General features: G+C 37.2%; 18 protein-coding genes. 15 read left to right on the forward strand and 3 right to left on the reverse strand.

The window, feature by feature from the left end:
* From V5N67_RS03680 to V5N67_RS03750, 15 genes are all read left to right on the forward strand, one after another.
* A partial coding sequence (locus V5N67_RS03680; protein WP_332060555.1) for a YadA-like family protein occupies nucleotides 1-1,221 on the forward strand: 1,221 nt, incomplete at its 5' end.
* Between the two features lie 1,118 nt (nucleotides 1,222-2,339).
* Nucleotides 2,340-2,936 (forward strand): invasion associated locus B family protein, encoded by a 597-nt coding sequence (locus V5N67_RS03685; RefSeq protein WP_332060556.1) that lies wholly within the window; start codon nucleotides 2,340-2,342, stop codon nucleotides 2,934-2,936.
* A 1,309-nt stretch (nucleotides 2,937-4,245) separates the two neighbouring features.
* Nucleotides 4,246-4,971: an RlmE family RNA methyltransferase gene (locus V5N67_RS03690; protein WP_332060557.1), complete on the forward strand. Its 726-nt coding sequence runs from the start codon at nucleotides 4,246-4,248 to the stop codon at nucleotides 4,969-4,971.
* 168 nt (nucleotides 4,972-5,139) lie between these two features.
* Nucleotides 5,140-6,162, forward strand: coding sequence for a GTPase ObgE (obgE, locus tag V5N67_RS03695; RefSeq protein WP_332060558.1), 1,023 nt, complete (start codon nucleotides 5,140-5,142; stop codon nucleotides 6,160-6,162).
* Between the two features lie 6 nt (nucleotides 6,163-6,168).
* A complete protein-coding gene (proB, locus tag V5N67_RS03700) occupies nucleotides 6,169-7,308 on the forward strand; it encodes a glutamate 5-kinase (RefSeq protein ID WP_332060559.1) in 1,140 nt (379 codons plus the stop codon).
* A gap of 49 nt (nucleotides 7,309-7,357) precedes the next feature.
* Nucleotides 7,358-8,614, forward strand: a complete 1,257-nt coding sequence (locus tag V5N67_RS03705) for a glutamate-5-semialdehyde dehydrogenase (protein ID WP_332060665.1) — start codon at nucleotides 7,358-7,360, stop codon at nucleotides 8,612-8,614.
* Nucleotides 8,615-8,643: 29 nt separating this feature from the next.
* The gene (locus V5N67_RS03710; protein WP_332060560.1) at nucleotides 8,644-9,237 is read left to right on the forward strand and encodes a nicotinate-nucleotide adenylyltransferase; all 594 of its coding nucleotides are present in this window, start codon (nucleotides 8,644-8,646) and stop codon (nucleotides 9,235-9,237) included.
* 60 nt (nucleotides 9,238-9,297) lie between these two features.
* A complete protein-coding gene (gene rsfS, locus V5N67_RS03715) occupies nucleotides 9,298-9,741 on the forward strand; it encodes a ribosome silencing factor (RefSeq protein ID WP_332060561.1) in 444 nt (147 codons plus the stop codon).
* A 1-nt stretch (nucleotide 9,742) separates the two neighbouring features.
* A complete protein-coding gene (gene rlmH / locus V5N67_RS03720; protein ID WP_332060562.1) occupies nucleotides 9,743-10,225 on the forward strand; it encodes a 23S rRNA (pseudouridine(1915)-N(3))-methyltransferase RlmH in 483 nt (160 codons plus the stop codon).
* A 96-nt stretch (nucleotides 10,226-10,321) separates the two neighbouring features.
* A complete protein-coding gene (locus V5N67_RS03725; RefSeq protein ID WP_332060563.1) occupies nucleotides 10,322-11,602 on the forward strand; it encodes a murein hydrolase activator EnvC family protein in 1,281 nt (426 codons plus the stop codon).
* A complete protein-coding gene (locus V5N67_RS03730; protein WP_332060564.1) occupies nucleotides 11,592-12,902 on the forward strand; it encodes a S41 family peptidase in 1,311 nt (436 codons plus the stop codon). The genes V5N67_RS03725 and V5N67_RS03730 overlap by 11 nt, the downstream gene beginning before the upstream one ends.
* A 40-nt stretch (nucleotides 12,903-12,942) precedes the next feature.
* Nucleotides 12,943-13,464 carry an RNA pyrophosphohydrolase gene (locus V5N67_RS03735; protein ID WP_332060565.1) on the forward strand — a complete coding sequence of 174 codons (522 nt, stop codon included), beginning with the start codon at nucleotides 12,943-12,945 and terminating at the stop codon, nucleotides 13,462-13,464.
* 98 nt (nucleotides 13,465-13,562) lie between these two features.
* On the forward strand, nucleotides 13,563-14,123 hold the full coding sequence (locus tag V5N67_RS03740) for an invasion associated locus B family protein (protein WP_332060566.1): 561 nt from the start codon (nucleotides 13,563-13,565) through the stop codon (nucleotides 14,121-14,123).
* A gap of 306 nt (nucleotides 14,124-14,429) precedes the next feature.
* Nucleotides 14,430-14,723, forward strand: a complete 294-nt coding sequence (locus V5N67_RS03745; RefSeq protein WP_332060567.1) for a YggT family protein — start codon at nucleotides 14,430-14,432, stop codon at nucleotides 14,721-14,723.
* A 23-nt stretch (nucleotides 14,724-14,746) separates the two neighbouring features.
* A complete protein-coding gene (locus V5N67_RS03750; protein WP_332060568.1) occupies nucleotides 14,747-15,070 on the forward strand; it encodes a DUF167 domain-containing protein in 324 nt (107 codons plus the stop codon).
* A gap of 58 nt (nucleotides 15,071-15,128) precedes the next feature.
* Here V5N67_RS03750 and ppa read toward each other — a convergent pair whose 3' ends face one another.
* The 3 genes from ppa to mgtE form a co-directional block, all read right to left on the reverse strand.
* On the reverse strand, nucleotides 15,129-15,650 hold the full coding sequence (ppa, locus tag V5N67_RS03755) for an inorganic diphosphatase (RefSeq protein ID WP_332060569.1): 522 nt from the start codon (nucleotides 15,648-15,650) through the stop codon (nucleotides 15,129-15,131).
* A 69-nt stretch (nucleotides 15,651-15,719) separates the two neighbouring features.
* Complete coding sequence (typA, locus tag V5N67_RS03760) at nucleotides 15,720-17,546, reverse strand: translational GTPase TypA (protein ID WP_332060570.1); 1,827 nt, start codon at nucleotides 17,544-17,546, stop codon at nucleotides 15,720-15,722.
* A gap of 306 nt (nucleotides 17,547-17,852) precedes the next feature.
* Entirely contained in the window at nucleotides 17,853-19,229 is a 1,377-nt protein-coding gene (gene mgtE / locus V5N67_RS03765; protein ID WP_332060571.1) for a magnesium transporter, read from the reverse strand.
* Between the last annotated feature and the right edge of the window lie 244 nt (nucleotides 19,230-19,473).

Raw genomic sequence — 19,473 nt, forward strand, 5'->3', positions numbered from 1 at the left:
AACGGTAATAGACTTGTTAAACAAGATGAGTTTACAAATGCTATCACCATTGGTGGAAATATGGCTGGTAGTGAAATTACAGTTTCCAACAGTGATGGTCTTGCGCGTATTATCTCTGGTGTGAAGGGGGGAACGCTTGCTGTTGGCTCAACAGATGCTGTTAACGGTTCACAGCTTTACTCGATGAGTAACATGCTTGCTACATATTTTGGTGGTGGCGCTAGATATGAAGATGGAGAATGGAAAGCCCCAGCATTTGATATTGTGCAGTTCAATAACAATAGCCGTTTTAGTAAAAATAGCTATGCTACTGTTGCTGATGCTTTTGATGTTATTAATAATAATATGTTAGATATGAATAATCGTATTGATTTGATTGCAGATCAAATCAACTCAGGCTCTGGTGATGCAGGTTCTGGTGGTTCAGGTTCTGGTGGTTCAGGTTCTGGTGGCTCAGGCTCTGGTGGTTCAGGTTCTGGTGGCTCAGGCTCTGGTGGTTCAGGCTCTGGTGGTTTAGGTTGGAATGAAAGTGAAAATGCATATGATGCTAGTCATAATGGACAACCAAGTAAGATTACCAATGTAGATAATGGACAAATTGCCAATGGTTCGCAAGATGCTGTGAATGGAGGGCAGCTCTGGGAGACAGATCAGAAGGTGACGGAAATTGGAGAGAAAGTAGATAATATTAATAAACATATGAAATATAGTACAGATGGAGATGGAAATACGGTTCTGTCCTTAAGTGGTGGGGATGAGAGTGAACCAGTTTTGATTGACAATGTAGCAGATGGTAAAGTTGAGAAAGGATCAAAAGAAGCGGTCAATGGTGGTCAGTTGTATGATCAGATGGAGATTGTTCTTAATGAAGCAAACAAATATACAGATGAGAAATTCAAAAAGATTACAGATAATAGTCTTAATGCGGCTAAGCAATATACAGATATGAAATTTGAAGCGTTAAGTTATGATATTGAAAATACTCGGAAAGAAGCAAGACAGGCTGCTGCCATCGGATTAGCAGTGTCTAATCTGCGCTATGATGACACACCAGGAAAACTCAGTCTTGCATTTGGTAGTGGTATGTGGCGTAGTCAATCCGCGTTTGCTTTTGGTGCTGGTTATACGTCTGAGAGTGGAAATATCCGTTCTAATTTATCAGTAACCAGTGCAGGAGGTCATTTAGGTGTGGGTATAGGATTGACCTTCACATTAAACTGATAAAACTGATATATAAAGTTTTTCTAAGTTTCTACTTACCCCTACCTCAATTGAGGTTAGGGGTAAGTGGCTTTTTGGTAAAAAGCTGTGCATGCAATTATAATGAAATAGGTATAATAAAAGTTCCAATCGCATTAAAAAAATTATTTTAAATTTGTTTATTTTTATTGCAGCTGAAAAAATGTATTTTTATTATTGTTCTTTTATTTATATTATTATAAATACAAGTATAATGTGAATTGAACGTTGAGTTTGTGACTAAAAATATATATTTTATGAATAGTTAATGTATAAAAATAAATCATCTGTAATGTGTTTATAGAAATTTCATACATTATGTATTTGAATGTGTAATGTATTTTTAAACGTTCTTTACTTGTAGTATTATAAAAAATATGTGTACTATATTATGTATGTGAAGTTAATTTTTTAATTTCATCGATCATTTATGTTTAGATGTCTTCATTGATTTCAATTGGTGCATTTTTATTGAGTGCTTCTTTGAGTTTTTTAGAAGTTTTAATTCAAAGAAAATATTTTTCGAAAATGTTAACAGTATTGTTTTAGTTGATTCATGAAGTTGTTAGCTTTGCTCATGATTATTGATGGTTTAAAAATGATGCTTCATAATATTGATACTGAAAATAAAAGATAAAAATTATTAAGGTTGGGGTTCTTTCTAAATTCTCACAATAAACAGTGAATAGTGTATAGCTTTTGGTGAATAATATACTTTCTGCGTTTTTAGGAAGTTATGCTGAATATACGGAAAGGTAATCGATTTTCCAGAATTCGAAATTGTATAATAGCAATCATTTTTATGAGAAAAATAGCTATAATACTATTTTTGACATTCTCAATGAGAGTATATGAGGTATTGGTGATTGTATTTATAATATTGAAAAGAGTGTATCGTTCAATTGTTTAAATTTGGGATAAGGATAATGGTGTGTGACACTTATCATTTTATGAGGGGGGAGCCTAGTAAAATGATTAATATATCCAGTGATAAAGTTGGAAAAAGTTCGCAGAAATAGCGAATGGTGGCTAATTGTATGATTACAGCAAATAGTAGAAAATAACTGGACTGTGGGGAGCAGGAACATTCTGATATAAAAATGGTGGCAAAAAGAATTAATAAAATTACAGAAAAGAGAAATATTTTAGCAAAGATTTTGTTTATTTTTCTCTTTTTAGGCAAGAGTGAGAGCTTTGCTGATCAAAATAATAGTGCTTACACAATACATCCTCCACAACTATCTGTTCCTAAGGGTGCTCCAGGTGAAACGCGTCGAATTATTATGCAGTTTTATAATTGGACTTTGATTTGTGATGAAAAACAGTCGATTCATCAAGGGATATGTAATGTGACGCAGACTGTCCATGACCAAGAGGATAATACTATCTTTAGCTGGTCTCTTGTTTCTACGAAAAATGGTCAAGCAGTGATGCTTTTTCGAGCATTACCAAAAGCTGATAAAAATGTTCCTATTCAAATGTTTATGGATGGTGTTAAAAAGCCCATTCTTATTCATTATACACAATGCAACCAAAGAGTGTGTTTAGCACAATTGCCTATAGGACCTACTTTAAGTGGGCAAATAGAACAGAACAAAAATGTACGCATTTCTTATAAGATTGAAGAGGGAGATACACTATCTTTTATTGCACCATTTAAGGGACTTAGTGCAGCACTTTACTCTTTACAACGATAAGCGGTATAGATGATTTAGCAAAATTATATTTCATGAATTGTTGCGTTTTATAGATGTGAAATCATAGTAAACGTCTTATATACAATACAATATAATTTAGAATTTTTTGTGAAATTTATAAGCTAAATTATGTTAGTAGTTGATAGTAAAAAAAAATTACTGAGAACATTTAAAAGTAAGTTAAATTAAGCAAAATATCCGCTTTTTTATATAAAGAGTGGATCACAATTTATTTTATTTTTTTAGTTTATACGGTTTTGGAAAAAACTATTACTCAAGCTTAAAAGATAATAGTTTTGAAAGAGCATAAGAGCTTGTTTATTTTTTTAAAATGCTTCTATATTGTGAGTGTAGAAAAGAATGCTGTTTCAGAAAATTTTAAAATATAAGTTTACTCTTTTTATGGTAATTTTTTAAAGTTGCGTTCAACATTAATGATATGAAAAAAGAGGAAAAATTTACAAAAATACATTTGAACATAAAAAATTAGCTAATAATTTAAAACTCATAAAAAATTCTGCTATTGCAGAAAAATTTTATTTTTAAATATCACCAGAGCATTCTTTGGCAGCTTTCTTGATCTATAAGCAGTAGGTTATATGACTAAAGCAGTGAGAGTTTATTGTTTAAAGTCAAAATAAAGAGTATTAAATGTTATCACCGTGATGGACGCTTACTGCTTGAGGACGCGGGAGTGGGTCGAGCTCAAGTACCAGTATCGCTGCGCTTTTTTATATTTGGTATGGGGCATCCAAAATGATGTTCTTGGTGTTTTTCAAGATTATTTTTCGCATTTAAAAGCACATTTTATCCGAAATTTCTATTACTATATAGTTATAACATTTACTGAATTTTTAGAATATGTGATGGCAGTTTAGACAATTTTGAAAAGATAAAAAATGATGCATAGTTTTTTAGTAATGGTGTTCAAATTATCATAAATTAAAGGCTTTAGCTCAGAAATTTTAGGGTGCATTTTTGAGAAATTTCTAAAACGATTTTTATTTTAGCAGGAATGCATTTTATTCAGAGCTTTAAAGCTAAAGGAAAATTGATGATATTGAAATGAGTAATATAGACGACACTTTTTTGATAACAGATTGTTATGGCATTAAAACAAGTATCTGATTTAATGAGGGAAAGAAGACGCGATTTTAGCCTGACATGGCTTTAAATGAATAATTAGATAACAAATTATGTGTTAAAAAATGATGGAGCTGATGTTTTTGTACTGATGCATGGTATGCCTATAATGAGGAGAGGGTGTCTAAGCGCTAAAGTGACCAAAATGTGGAGACAATAAATAACGATGAGAAAAACAACCAAAACACCAACTGGCGGATATGGTGGTTCAGGGTCGCATGAATTACATCAGCGTGTAAAAAAGAAGGCAGGAACCATTAAAGCATCATCGCGCAGATGGCTAGAGAGGCATTTGAATGACCCTTATGTTCATCAGTCAAAAATAGATGGTTATCGTTCACGTGCTGCTTATAAGTTAATCGAAATTAATGAGCGTTATAAATTTCTCAAAAAAGGTCAAAATGTTATTGATCTGGGAGCTGCACCAGGGGGATGGTGTCAGGTGTCTGCGCGTATAGTGGGATCAAGTGATCAAAAGCCTAGTGTGGTTGGTATTGATTATTTGCATGTTGATCCATTACCTGGAGTGGTGATGCTGAAAATGGATTTTTTATGTGTAGATGCATCGCAAAAATTAATTGATGCTTTAGGAAAAAAGCCAGATGTAATTCTTTCTGATATGGCTGCGCCAACAACGGGGCACCGTCAAACAGATCATTTAAAGACGGTTTATTTGTGTGAAGTTGCTGCTGATTTTGCTCTCTCGGTTCTTAAGCCTGGAGGACATTTTTTAGCGAAGGCCTTTCAAGGAGGTGCGGAAAATACCCTTCTTGCTACATTAAAGCAAAATTTTAAGACAGTTCATCATGTAAAACCACCTGCAAGCCGAACAGAATCCGTTGAGCTTTACCTTCTAGCTCTTGGATTTAAGGGAAAAACCGAAACTCAATAATAGCTTCCTTTTTTCAGAAGCTTGAGTTTACTTATAATTTAGGTTTAAAGGTCTTTCTAAGTAATTGTGCGTGATATTATTGACAGTTTTTTGTAGATAATGAAAAACTGGCAAAATTGGCGCATTGTTTATAAAGGTAGAGAAATTGATTCCTCAGTGAGCGTTGCCATGAAATTTCTTGATCAAGCTAAAGTTTATATTCGTTCTGGTTCTGGAGGGGCGGGAGCCGTATCATTTCGTCGTGAAAAATTCATCGAGTTTGGAGGACCAGATGGTGGCAATGGAGGGCGTGGTGGTGATGTTTGGGCTCTCGTTGTTGATGGGCTCAATACGTTGATTGATTATCGCTATCAGCAGCATTTTAGAGCAAAAACAGGAGGGCACGGCAAGGGACGTAATATGACGGGTGAAAAGGGTGATGATATCATCCTTAGAGTGCCAATTGGGACACAGATTTTTGAAGAAGATAATAAAACGTTAATTTGTGATTTAACAGAAGTTGGACAACGTTATCGTCTTGCAAAGGGAGGGAATGGCGGTTTTGGAAATCTTCATTTTACGACGTCTACAAATCGAGCACCTCGCCATGCGAATCCCGGTTTGGCTGGCGAAGAGCGTACGCTGTGGCTACGTTTGAAGTTAATTGCTGATGCGGGGCTTATTGGTTTGCCAAATGCTGGAAAATCAACTTTTTTAGCGTCAGTAACGGCTGCAAAGCCAAAAATTGCGGATTATCCTTTTACCACTTTGCATCCTCATCTTGGTGTTGTACGCATTGATGCTCGTGAATTTGTTTTGGCTGATATTCCTGGCTTAATTGAAGGAGCCCATGAAGGTGTGGGGATTGGAGATCGTTTTTTAGGGCACGTTGAGCGTTGTCGTGTTTTACTCCATTTGATTTCTGCTCAAGAAGAAGATGTGGCAAAAGCATATCAGATTGTCCGTAGTGAACTCGAGGCGTATGGAAATAATTTGAGTGATAAGGCTGAAATTGTAGTTTTAAGTCAAATAGATACTCTTACTATTGAAGAGCGTAAAACGAAACAAGAGGCTTTACAAAGAGTAGCTGGTAAGCCTGTTATGATACTTTCTGCGGTTAGTCGTGAAGGTTTAGAAAATGTGCTGCGTGCTGGCGCACATATTATTGAAACAGCACGCAAAGAGGATGCTAGTGAGGATAAGCAGGGTTAATGAAGAATGGCAGTTGGATTGCAAAAACTTGCGCACTATAAACGCATTGTGATCAAAGTTGGATCTGCGCTTTTGGTTGATCCTCAGACAGGTTTACGAACGAAATGGCTCAGCAGTTTAATAAGTGATGTTGCTGAGTTGCGTCAAAAAGGTGTTGAGGCTTTACTGGTATCTTCAGGAGCCATTGCTTTAGGGCGAACATTACTACATCTTCCTAAAGGTGTTTTAAAATTAGAAGAGAGTCAGGCATGTGCTGCTTTAGGACAAATTGAGTTAGCTAAAACCTATAGCGATGCACTTGCTCAATATGGACTAAAAACTGGTCAGATTTTGCTCACTCTATTCGATACAGAAGAGCGACGACGTTATCTGAATGCGCGTGCTACGATTAATACGCTTTTGCGCTTTGGAGCGGTGCCCGTTATTAATGAAAATGATACTGTTGCGACAAGTGAAATTCGCTATGGTGATAATGATCGTTTAGCAGCACGTGTGGCAACAATGATGGGGTCGGATCTTTTAATACTTTTATCTGATATTGATGGTCTTTATACAAAATCTCCTCGTTGTGATCCAACGGCTGAATTTATCCCTTTTATTGCATCAATTACGAGTGATATTGAAAAAATGGCAGATGTTGCGGTTTCAGAATTTTCTAAGGGGGGAATGAAGACTAAACTTGATGCTGGGAAAATAGCAAATTCTGCTGGGACTGCTATGGTGATTACGTCAGGTAAGCGTATGAATCCTCTTGCAGCGATTGATAGGGGAGAACGCAGAAGTTTTTTTGCTGCCAGTGAAAAGCCTGTTAATGCTTGGAAGACTTGGATTTCTGGTCACTTAGATCCATCTGGGACTTTGATGATTGATCAAGGAGCGGTGAAGGCTCTTGAATTTGGAAAATCATTGTTAGCTGCAGGAGTTGTTGCGGTTGCAGGAACATTTCGTCGTGGAGATACGGTTGCAATCGTTGATGAAAGTGGGGTTGAAATTGCTCGTGGACTTGTGAGTTATGACAAAGATGAAGCTGTACGCATCATGGGGCGTAAAAGCGAAGAAATTGAATCCGTCCTTGGATATGCAGCACGCTCTGCTATGGTGCATCGTAATGATATGGTTTTACGCATTTTGACCAATTCTGTTTAAAAAATGACCTTTTATCTTCTGTATTGTTTTGGCGGAGTGAATGAATAACATGTCTTTAGAAGAACAAATGAAGAATATAGGAAGAAGGGCACGTCATGCTGCTTCAGTACTTGCGGTTCTTTCTTCTGAGCAAAAAAATAAGGCTTTGGAGATGATGGCTCTGAGTCTAGAGGCTCAGTCAACAGAGATTTTACAGGCTAATCATCAGGATTTAGAAAATGCTGCTCAGAATAATTTAAATGCAGCGATGGTTGATCGGCTCAAGCTAGATGAATTGCGTTTACGTGCAGTTATAGATAGTGTCCGTAAAATTGCTGATTTACCTGATCCTGTTGGACAAGTGATAAGCGAATGGACACGCCCAAATGGGCTTCATATCAGTCGTGTTCGTACTCCTCTTGGTGTAATTGGGATTATTTATGAAAGTCGACCAAATGTTACAGTTGATGCCAGTGCTCTGTGCTTAAAATCTGGAAATGCTGCAATTTTACGTGGTGGTTCAGATAGTTTTCATTCTGCACATGCACTTCATTCGGCATTGGTGAAAGGTTTGAAAGCAGCTGGTTTGCCTGAAGAGGCTATTCAAATGATTGGAACGACAGACCGTAGTGCTGTTGGAGAAATGCTGAAGGGATTGGGGGGGATGATTGATGTTATTATACCTCGTGGTGGAAAAAACCTTGTTGCACGCGTTCAGTCTGATGCACGTGTTCCCACTTTCGCGCATTTAGAGGGTCTGTGCCATATTTATATTGATCAATCGGCAGATGTAGAGATGGCGCGTGATATTGTTTTAAATGCAAAGTTGCGACGGACAGGCATATGTGGTGCTGTCGAGACAGTTTTAATTGATCATCAAGCATTAAAAGCATTTCTTCCTGTTTTGACTGCTTTACAGGAAAAGGGGTGTGAAATTCGTGCAACAGAAGATATTGTTTCTCTTATGCCAGATGTTAAATTAGCATCTGAAGAAGATTGGTCATGCGAATATCTTGATGCGATTCTTTCTGTAAAAACGGTTAAAGGTATTGAGGGAGCTGTTGCACATATTGAACGTTATTCATCGGGACATACTGAATCGATTATTGCTGAGGATATGAGTGTAGTGAAGATATTTTTTAATCGTTTAGATTCGGCTATTTTGCTTCATAATGCGTCTACACAATTTGCTGATGGAGGTGAATTTGGTTTTGGAGCAGAAATTGGTATTGCAACAGGGAAAATGCATGCGCGCGGTCCCATAGGTGTTGAACAGTTGACATCATTTCAGTATCATGTCAGAGGAAGTGGACAGATTAGGCTTTGAAAATGCCATTTTTCTCATGGAAAAATCGCATGCCACATGTTGAAAGATCCAATGTTGTGGGTCTTTTTGGTGGATCTTTTAATCCACCGCATGAAGGGCATCTTCTCGTTGCGAAAACTGCAATTAAGCGGTTATGTCTTGATCAATTGTGGTGGATAGTAACTCCAAGGAATCCTTTAAAAGATTGTACACATTTGCCATCTTTAGATGAAAGGATGCAATTAAGTTGTGAACTTGTTGATCATACAAAGATTCGTGTGACAGGTTTTGAGAAGGCTATAGGGAGTACAGCATCAGTCGACACAATTTCTTATATTCTTGCACGCTGTCGTGGTGTGCATTTTGTGTGGATTATGGGTGCAGATAGTTTTGCGACAATTCATCATTGGTACCGATGGCGTGATATTATATCTATGCTTCCTATTGCGATTATCGATCGCCCTTCAGCACGTATGTCAGCACTCTCTGCTCCTATGGCACAGATTTATCGTTGCTTTCGTTTAGATGAAAGAGAAAGTGCGCGATTACCTTTTATGAAGCCACCAGTTTGGACTTATTTGCATGGATCTTTATCTTTTCAGTCTTCAACGGATCTTCGTTTAAAGAAGAATGATTTTTCTTGAACATTTTATAAGATTCTGCAAATCTCTTTGAAAAAGTTTCTCTTTGTTTTTATATTATAAATGATAAGAAAGGATATTGGTCTGGAAAACATCTCTCAAAAATGTTCTTATGGTAATGTAGTTTCAGCAGAAAAAAAAATTTTTTCAATAGCTGAAAGACTTAAAATTATTCTCAATAGTCTAGAGGATACAAAAGCGGAAGATGTTGTCTCTATTGATATTCAAGGGAAATCATCTCTAGCGGATTACGTGGTTATAGCCTCAGCACATTCACAGCGTCATGTATCTGCTATTGCAGATCATTTATTGTGCACTTGGAAAAATAATGGATGCGGTCGAGCAAATGTAGAAGGGCTTGCAGGAGGTGATTGGGTATTGATTGATACAGGCGATATTATCGTCCACCTTTTTCGTCCAGAAGTTCGTCTTTTTTATAATTTAGAGAAAATGTGGCTCGCTCCAGATTTAGATAAAACAAAGTCAGTTCTTTTCGGAGATCATTGACATGCAGATTTCTATTTTTGCTGTTGGTCGCATGAAGAGGGGTGCTGAGTACACATTGGCGCATCATTATTTGGATCGTTTTTCTAAAAGTTCTGGAACTGTGGGTTTTCATTTTAAAACATTACAGGAAATATCAGAAAGTCGCGCTCAAACGGCATGTCAACGCATGGAAGAAGAAGGAAGGAGGCTTATTGAGTTTTTGCCTGAAAAGTGTCGATTAATTGTATTAGATGAGCGTGGAAAGTCAATTTCATCTTCTGCTTTTGCTGATAAATTAGGGTTTTATCGTGATGAAGGGATTCGTGATGTAATAATTGCTTTGGGAGGACCTGATGGACACAATGAATGGATAAGAAATCGTGCTGATTTTCTTTTGTCTTTTGGCCTTATGACATGGCCGCATCAAATTGCACGTATATTGCTTACAGAGCAGCTTTATCGGGCTGTAACAATTGCTAATAATCATCCTTATCATCGTGTTTAACATTTTTGTGCAGTTTTTAGCACTTATTTACGCATTTATTAATATTGTTTTAGGTGACACCATTTAAATCATCTCTAGTTTATGCGATGAAATTTAATGGTTAGGCAAATGAAGAAGCTTCTTCATAGAAAAGTGCGGTGTTCATATGAGGAATACGTGATATTTTTCATATTGCTATTGAGCGTGGTTTTTTTCTTGTCTGTATCGCATGCCGAAGATACAGTGAGTAGTGCAACAGCACATAAGGCATTGATAGAAGTTCGTCAAAATATCTCTATTTCGCGGGAGCGTGTTGCTTTTCTCGCTCGTCAGGTTGAGCGTTTAAAAAAAGATCAGCGTGCTTTGACTGATGCATTGATAAAAGCAGCTCAGGCAGAACGTTTTGCAGCAAATGATATTGCTGAAAGGGAAAAAAAACTTGAAAAAATGATAAAAAAACAGGCACAAGTTTATCAAAATTTAAAAAGCCGTCGGGCTGAATTTTCGGAAGTTCTTGCTATCTTAGAACGCATGGGAGTTAACCCACCTCCTGCTCTTGTTGTGCTGCCTGAAGATGTGTTAGCTTCTGTACGTAGTTCTGTTTTATTAGGGGCGGTCATTCCTGAAATGCAAGAAAAAACACGAGCTTTGACAGAGAGTCTCAAAGAATTGACCAATATGAGCAACGCAATTACCACGGAATATGAAGCTCTGAAGATTAAAATACAAAATCAAGCGGAGCAGCGAAAACATTTAGAGCTTTTGGTAGACCAAAAAGCGCAATTACAAAAAAAATCAGAAGAAGAACTTACTAAACAGCGTCAAAAAAATATTGCTCTTGCTAAAAAAGCGCAATCTTTGGAAGAATTAATTTTAGAACTGGATCGTCAGTCACAGCTTAGTTTTGATACATCCGTGCAGGTACGAAAAAATTTACAACTATTAGAGCAGCGCAATTTTGAAAGCCAAAAAGGCTCTTTGCTTTTTCCTGTTTTGGGCAAAAAAATTAAGCACGTTAATAATAGTTCGCAGATTTCGCGTTTTGGCGAAATGGTTGAAACAGAATCATCAGCTGTTGTTATAGCGCCTGCGGATGCTCTTGTCGCTTTTGCTGGACCGTTTCGTTCTTACGGACAATTAATTATTCTTAATGTTGGAAATGGTTATCATATTATTCTTATCGGGATGTCTAGAATTAACGTAACTCAGGGGCAATTTATTCTTTCAGGTGAGCCTCTTGGTACGATGGGGATGCAATTTATTGCAAACAGTGTTGCATTGGATATAGGCAAAACTGCTCCAATGCTTTACATTGAGTTTAGAAAGCAGGGAAAGCCTGTGAATCCAGCTCCTTGGTGGCGGACTGAAAAATTAAGAAGGAACCAAAATGATTCGTAAAGTTATTTTTTTGGTCGCTGGGGTGTTGCTCGGCGCCAGTTCAATGATTATGGTGCAGTCTGTTGCTGCGGATAACGAAGATAATACTTATAAACAGCTGGCCATATTTGGTGATATCTTTGAGCGAGTACGTGCGCAATATGTGACAATTCCCGATGATAAAAAGCTCATTGAAAATGCTATTAATGGCATGCTGACATCGCTTGATCCACACTCATCTTATATGAATGCTCAAGAAGCCAAGGATATGCGCGATTCTACTAAGGGAGAGTTTGGAGGACTTGGTATTGAGGTAACCATGGAGAAAAATTTAATTAAGGTTGTTTCTCCGATGGATGATACACCTGCTGCAAAAGCTGGTATTTTGGCAGGAGATTTCATTTCAAAAATTGATGGTGAACAGACAAATGGTCACACATTAAATGAAGCTGTCAATAAGATGCGGGGAGCTGTGGGAACACCGATTACATTGACAATTATTCGTTCTGGCGTTGATAAACCGCTTGAGATAAAAGTTGTTCGAGATATCATTAAGGTAAAGGCGGTTAAGTACCGTGTTGAGAATGATATTGGATATTTAAGACTTATTCAGTTTTCTGAGCAGACTTTTGGCAATCTTCAAGCTGCAATTAAAGATATTCAGTCTCAAGTCCCTCAAGATAAGTTGAAGGGTTATGTTCTTGATTTACGGCTTAATCCTGGTGGGCTCTTAGATCAAGCAGTGAGTGTTTCAAGTGCTTTTCTCGATAAAGGTGAGATTGTATCAACCCGCGGGCGTAAAAAAAATGATGTGATGAGGTTTGATGCTAAATCAGGGGATATCATTAACGGTAAGCCTCTCATTGTGCTCATTAATGGTGGTTCGGCAAGTGCTTCTGAGATTGTTGCAGGAGCATTACAAGATCATCGTCGTGCTACAATTTTAGGCACGCAATCTTTTGGTAAAGGATCTGTTCAAACGATCATTCCTTTAGGTGAAAATGGTGCTTTACGCTTGACAACAGCGCTTTATTACACGCCAGCTGGTACTTCAATTCAAGGAACTGGGATCACGCCAGATATTATTGTAGAACAACCATTGCCTGAAAAATATAAGGGCTATGATGTAAAAATTGGTGAATCTGAGTTAAAAGGACATATTAAAGGGAAACGAGAAAGCAATAAAGGGTCTGGTTCAGCTGCATTTGTTCCGCAGGATCCTAAAGAGGATATTCAGTTAAACGAAGCTTATAAGCTTTTACGTGGTGAAATGGCGAATGCAGCATTTCCGCCAGATCCCAATAAAGATGTTTTAAAATAAGAAAAAATATGTACAGCTTATGCTTTTAGGAAATAATTAAATGGATGCAACTGTTCGCTTTGAAGATCTTCCTTATCGAAAGTGTGTTGGAATCCTTGTATTTAATCACGAAGGTAAAGTTTGGGTTGGACGCCGTTTAATGGCGTGCAACCATATCAATAGCGAAATGTCTGATTGTTGGCAGCTGCCTCAAGGGGGAATTGATGAGGGTGAAGAGCCGTTAGATGCAGCACATCGTGAACTTTATGAGGAAACAGGGATTCGATCTGTAAAGCTGATTAAAGAAGCAAAAGATTGGTTCCATTATGATTTTCCACAAGAACTTGTTGGGTGCATGTTGAGTGACAAATATCGTGGACAAATACAGAAATGGTTTGCTTTTCAATTTACGGGAGAGAATTCTGAAATCGCAACCAATCCACCACCAGACGGCAATAAAGCAGAGTTTGACAAATGGAAATGGGTTGATCTAGAAATTTTACCTTCAATTGTTATTTCTTTTAAAAAGCACGTTTATATGAAAGTTGTTAACGAATTTCGAAGTAGTCTTAGATGTTTATAAAAATTATATAACCGTAGAAAGCTATTTTTTCGTTAAGATGCTTTATAGTGTGTAATATCAGAAATGATTCTATTTTATGTAAAGAACTGGAATATAAAATGAAAAAGTTATTCAATTTATTTGTAATTTTTACTCTTTTGAGTATTTCTTCTGCTGCATTTGCATTAGATCCAAAGCCAGCTACAACGAAGCCTGCAGCAGCTACGTTGCCAAATGGTGCTTCTTCTTTAACTGAGACCTATGGTTTGTGGAGCATTAATTGTGGTGTACAGACGGGCAAAAAAGTTTGTTTTATGTACCGTCAGGAGGTTAATAACCAGAATCGTGTCGTTGTGGCTATGAATGTTGTTCTCAATGATGATGGTATGGTGTCTGGCAATTTGGTAGTTCCTTTTGGTATTTTGGTTTCCAAGCCTGTTCGTTTACAAGTCGATGATGGGAAGGCTGTTATCGAAACTGGTATTCGGACTTGTGAAACAATAGGCTGTGTTGTTCCAGTAGCTTTTGACAAAAATTTTGTAACAGCTTTGCGTGCTGGAAAGCATTTGAAGTTGGCTATGACAACAGCTATGGCAGGTGAACCACCTTTAAATGATTTATTCATTCAGCTGAATGGTTTTAGCAGTGCACTTAACCGTTTAACTGCTTTGCTGAAATGATATTAAATAAAGTAAAGACGGCTTTTAAAGGCCGTCTTTAATTTAAAGCAAAGCGATTTTTGCAGCAGATTTATAAGTCAGAGTAATAAAGTTTTTCTGTATTGTGTGTGCAAAATTTTTTGAAAGTTGTAGGGAATTTTCTTGCTACTTTTGTTTTTTGACTATTTTCCGTTTAGATTTCCTGTTTATGTGAAAAAATGCTCATGTATGGGGGGTATGAAACATCATTCAGTAGGAAGGTTTTCTTTAAATGTCCTATATGATATGGGGTCTTTCTATTCCGTTAAATAAAAAGAGGAATAAAGAATGATTTATGCATTGCTGCAGGTAATAGATCTAATTTTTAAGATTTATATTGATATTTTAATCGCAAGCGTTATCTTTTCTTGGCTTTGTGCATTCAATATCGTGAATATGCGTAATCGCTTTGTTTTTTTGATAGGAGATTTTCTGTACCGTGTTACAGAGCCAGTTTTAGTCCGTATTCGGCGATTTTTGCCAAATCTTGGAGCGGTTGATATTTCACCTATTGCAGTATTTATGATTATTTATTTTATTCGTACCTTTATGTGGCGTGCTTATGCAAACATGTACTTATAAAGTATTATATTGGACGAAAGAGGATGTTTTATCAAGTTGATGCTAATGGTTTAATTTTGTTTGTGTACTTAATTCCTAAGGCTTCAGTTGATAAAATAATGGGGATTGAATGCAGAGATGATGGGAAGCAGCATTTGGTTATACGTATCCGTGCTGTTCCTGAAGATGGAAAAGCAAATAAAGCATTAATGAGATTTTTAGCGAAGCAATGGAAAGTTCCATTTTCTTATATTTCTCTTAAGAGTGGCGCAACATCACGCTACAAACGACTTCATTTTTCAGGATATTTAGAAGAGATAAGAAAGATATTACAATCCTTAGAAGATTGTGCTTCTACGCAAAGGTAAATAAAAATGAAAGCCTGCTTTAAAAACAGGCTCTGTTTTTTTGTAATAATTATATTACTTAAGCACGCTTAATAGCTTGTTGAATTAATTTATGGGCAAAGTCTTTATCACGCCAACCTTCAATTTTGACCCATTTTCCAGGTTCAAGATCTTTATAATGTTCGAAGAAATGCTCAATTTGCTTTAATGTAATTTCAGGAAGATCAGTATAGTCATGCACATTGATATATCGTTGCGTTAGCTTAGGAGTAGGGACAGCAATAATTTTTTCATCTTTACCACCATCATCTTCCATAATCAAAACACCAATCGGACAAACATTGATAACACAACCAGGAAGAAGTGGGCGGGTATTGCAAATAAGAACATCAATTGGGTCTCCATCTTCTGAAAGAGTATGCGGAACAAAACCATAATTTCCAGGATAAACCATAGATGTATGGAGAAAGCGATCAACAAATAGTGCTCCAGATTTTTTATCCATTTCATATTTTATTGGTTGACCACCAAGAGAGACTTCAACAATAACATTGATATCTTCTGGGGGGTTTTTACCAACAGGTATTTCCTTAATATTCATGTCAATTATCCTTTCTGGAGTATGATTAAGCTAGATACAATGCAACATTTGATCAAAGAAGTCATGAAATTAGATTGAAATTGATGAGCGTGTCTTTTCAAAGCGTTTGCGTTCATTTGGATCTAAATAAAGTTTGCGTAGACGAATGTTTTTAGGAGTTACTTCTACAAGTTCATCATCCTGTATCCACGACAAAGCACGTTCTAGTGTCATTCTGATAGGAGGAGTTAGTTTTACGGCTTCATCTTTTCCAGAAGCACGCATATTGGTTAGCTTTTTTCCTTTTAAAACATTTACTTCTAAATCGTTATCGCGTGAGTGTATACCAATAATCATGCCTTGATAGACTTTAACGCCAGCATCGATGATCATAGGCCCACGATCTTCTAGGTTAAAAAGAGCATAAGCGACAGATTCACCGCTATCATTTGAAATCATAACACCATTAACACGACCACTAATGTCTCCTTTATAGGGTTCATAGGCATGAAAAAGGCGATTCATAATTGCTGTACCGCGTGTGTCAGTTAAAAGTTCAGATTGGTAGCCGATAAGTCCTCGGGTTGGGGCATAAAAGACAAGGCGTACACGACTGCCTCCAGATGGGCGCAGTTCAATCATTTCTCCTTTACGTTCAGACATTTTTTGAACGACAGTTCCAGAGTATTCCTCATCAACATCGATTACAACTTCTTCGATGGGTTCAAGAGTTGCTCCGTTTTCATCTGTCTGCATAACAACACGTGGACGTGACACACTAAGCTCAAATCCTTCACGGCGCATGTTTTCAATGAGAACTGCAAGTTGCAACTCTCCTCTCCCTGAAACATAAAAAGAATCTTTATCAGCGGATTCTTCAATTTTAAGAGCTACATTACCTTCTGCTTCTTTTAACAAACGGTCTCGGATAACACGACTTGTTACCTTATCCCCTTCAGTCCCAGCAAGGGGGCTGTCATTGACAAGAAAACTCATAGTAACAGTGGGAGGATCAATTGGTTGGGCTGTGAGTGGTTCATTGACTGTAAGATCACAGAAAGTATCAGCAACAGTGCCTTTTTGTAGACCTGCAATTGCTACAATATCACCAGCAGTACTTTCTTCAATGGGCTGCCGTTCTAGTCCACGAAATGCCAAAATTTTTGAAATACGTCCAGTTTCTAAAAGTTTTCCATCCTGCCCAAGAACTTTGACACTTTGATTTGGTTTAATAGAGCCTGAATGAATGCGACCTGTAATAATTCGTCCTAAAAATGGATCAGCTTCAAGAATAGTTCCGATCATGCGGAATGGTCCTTCAGCTACGGTAGGAGAAGGAACATGGCGAATGACAAGATCAAACAAAGGACTCAATCCTTGATCTTTTGGTCCTTCAGGAGATTCTGCCATCCATCCATTGCGACCTGATCCATAAAGAATGGGAAAGTCAAGTTGCTCATCGGTGGCATCAAGAGCAGCAAAAAGATCAAAAACCTCGTTGATGACTTCGTCAGCGCGTGCATCAGGTCGGTCAATTTTATTAATCACAACAATAGGGCGTAATCCTACTTTTAACGCTTTACCAACGACAAATTTTGTTTGCGGCATTGGGCCTTCAGCGGCATCAACAAGCACAATTGCTCCATCTACCATGTTCAGAATACGTTCAACTTCTCCACCAAAGTCAGCGTGACCTGGTGTATCAACAATATTAATTCGAGTATTTTTCCAAACAACAGATGTCGCTTTCGCTAGAATTGTAATTCCGCGTTCTTTTTCAATATCATTTGAATCCATCATGCGTTCGCTAGTACGCTGATTATCACGGAAATTTCCTGATTGTTTGAGAAGTTCATCCACGAGCGTTGTTTTCCCATGGTCAACATGGGCAATGATGGCAATGTTACGCAATTGCATAAATTTTCTTCTTTTCGTTTAATGAAATTTTATTTGAGGCAAAGCTTTTGCATTACTTACCTGATGTTCATAGAGCCTTTTACATGTTTTTTTATAATTTGGGAAGAGGAGTAAATATTTTTATGGCAAACTGTCTGTAAAGGTTTTTTTATATTTTATTGAATTGGTTTTGTAGAGTTTTATAAAAAACACATTGATAATGTGAGCATTTTTGTGGGATATGCAATGAAAAAATAAATAATGCAACCTATTCTCTTAACTAAACAAGATCATAGGTTGCATATGAGTTGTATTTTTTTTAACATTTTAAAGCAGGGTGCCAGACAAAATAAGGGAAGCCACAGAAAAATAGATTACAATACCTGTGACATCTACTAAGGTTGCTACAAAGGGAGCAGAAGCGCTTGCTGGATCAAATCTCAAAACTTTGAGGATAAAAGGGAGCATAGAGCCAGAGAAGGAACCAAATGTAACGACTCCGATCAAAGCTGCACCTACAGTCATGGAAATAGCAAACCAATGTTCACCATAGTTATAGATACCCAATTGCTGCCAAATGATAATGCGTGTAATTCCAATGATTCCAAGTAATGTACCAAGAGATAGTCCTGCTGGAATTTCACGAATGATAACTTTCCACCAGTCTTTAAGTGTGAGCTCGCGTAGAGCTAATGCACGGATAATAAGCGATGTTGCCTGTGATCCAGAATTTCCTCCTGAGCTCATAATAAGAGGAATGAATAATGTAAGGACAATCGCTTTTTCAAGCTCTGTCTCAAAATATTGCATGGCGCTTGCAGTCAACATTTCACCGATAAAAAGTAAGGCAAGCCAGCCACCGCGTTTTTGCATCATTTCAAGAAAGCCGATTTGCATATATGGTTTATTGAGAGCTTCCATACCTGCAAATTTATAGGCATCTTCATTCATTTCATCGACCATAGTATCCAGCACATCGTCGACAGTTACAATACCAATAACATGGTTGTTTTCATCAACAACTGGCACAGAGAGAAGGTCGTGACGTTGAAAAAGGCGAGCAATATCTTCATGATCCGTGGAAGGCGATATTGTGATGGGTGTATCACGTGTAGGGACATTGAGAATTGGCTCATCGGGTGAAGCAAGAATAAGATTACGAAGTGAAATAGCTTTGAGAAGAGTGCCCATTTTAGGATCAATAACATAGCTTGTGTAAACTGTTTCGCGTGTTCGTTCGACATCACGAATGTAATCAAGAGTCTTTTTTACAGTCCAGTTTGCTGGTACTGCTATAAACTCTGTTGTCATGAGTGCACCAGCGGTGTGATCAGGATAACTTGTGAGTTTTTTTAGCTCAGATCGCGTTAAGGGTTTAAGCAAGGCATAAAGTCGTGTGCGCGTTTCTTCATCCATTTCTTGAAAAACGTCTGCAGCGGCGTCTGCGGACATACCGTCAAGAATTTCAACAGAACGATTTACAGGTAAAAGTTCAAGAATAGCTGCAGATTGTTCAAGTTCTGGTTTATCAAAAAGTTCAATGGTATAATCAAGGGGTAAGAGACTAAGAATAGTCACACGTTCCATGATATCAAGATCATTGATGATATCAATTGAATCGGCAAAATGCCGACTTTTTAATTCTTCAGCAAGAGCTTCAGGAGAAAATTTTTTAAATTCAAGGGTTGTTTTAATTTCAGTCATGATAAAATACCTTCCAAAGGACTGGAGAATTATAAATTTAGATATTATGGATTAAGACGAATTAAAAGTTATGGAAGGCTTAAAAAAACCCCTCCCAACATATGCTTTCAATTGTTAATATTTAAAGTAAAGTCAAGGATAAATCACAACCGGTGGACAGTTTTATAAGTACAATATGTAAAAATTGTTATTTTGCTTTATCTTTAATGATTAAGTTATTTTAATATTTTTTTATATTTAAATA

Source organism: Bartonella rhinolophi, assembly GCF_036576165.1.
In the GTDB taxonomy this organism is placed as follows: domain Bacteria; phylum Pseudomonadota; class Alphaproteobacteria; order Rhizobiales; family Rhizobiaceae; genus Bartonella.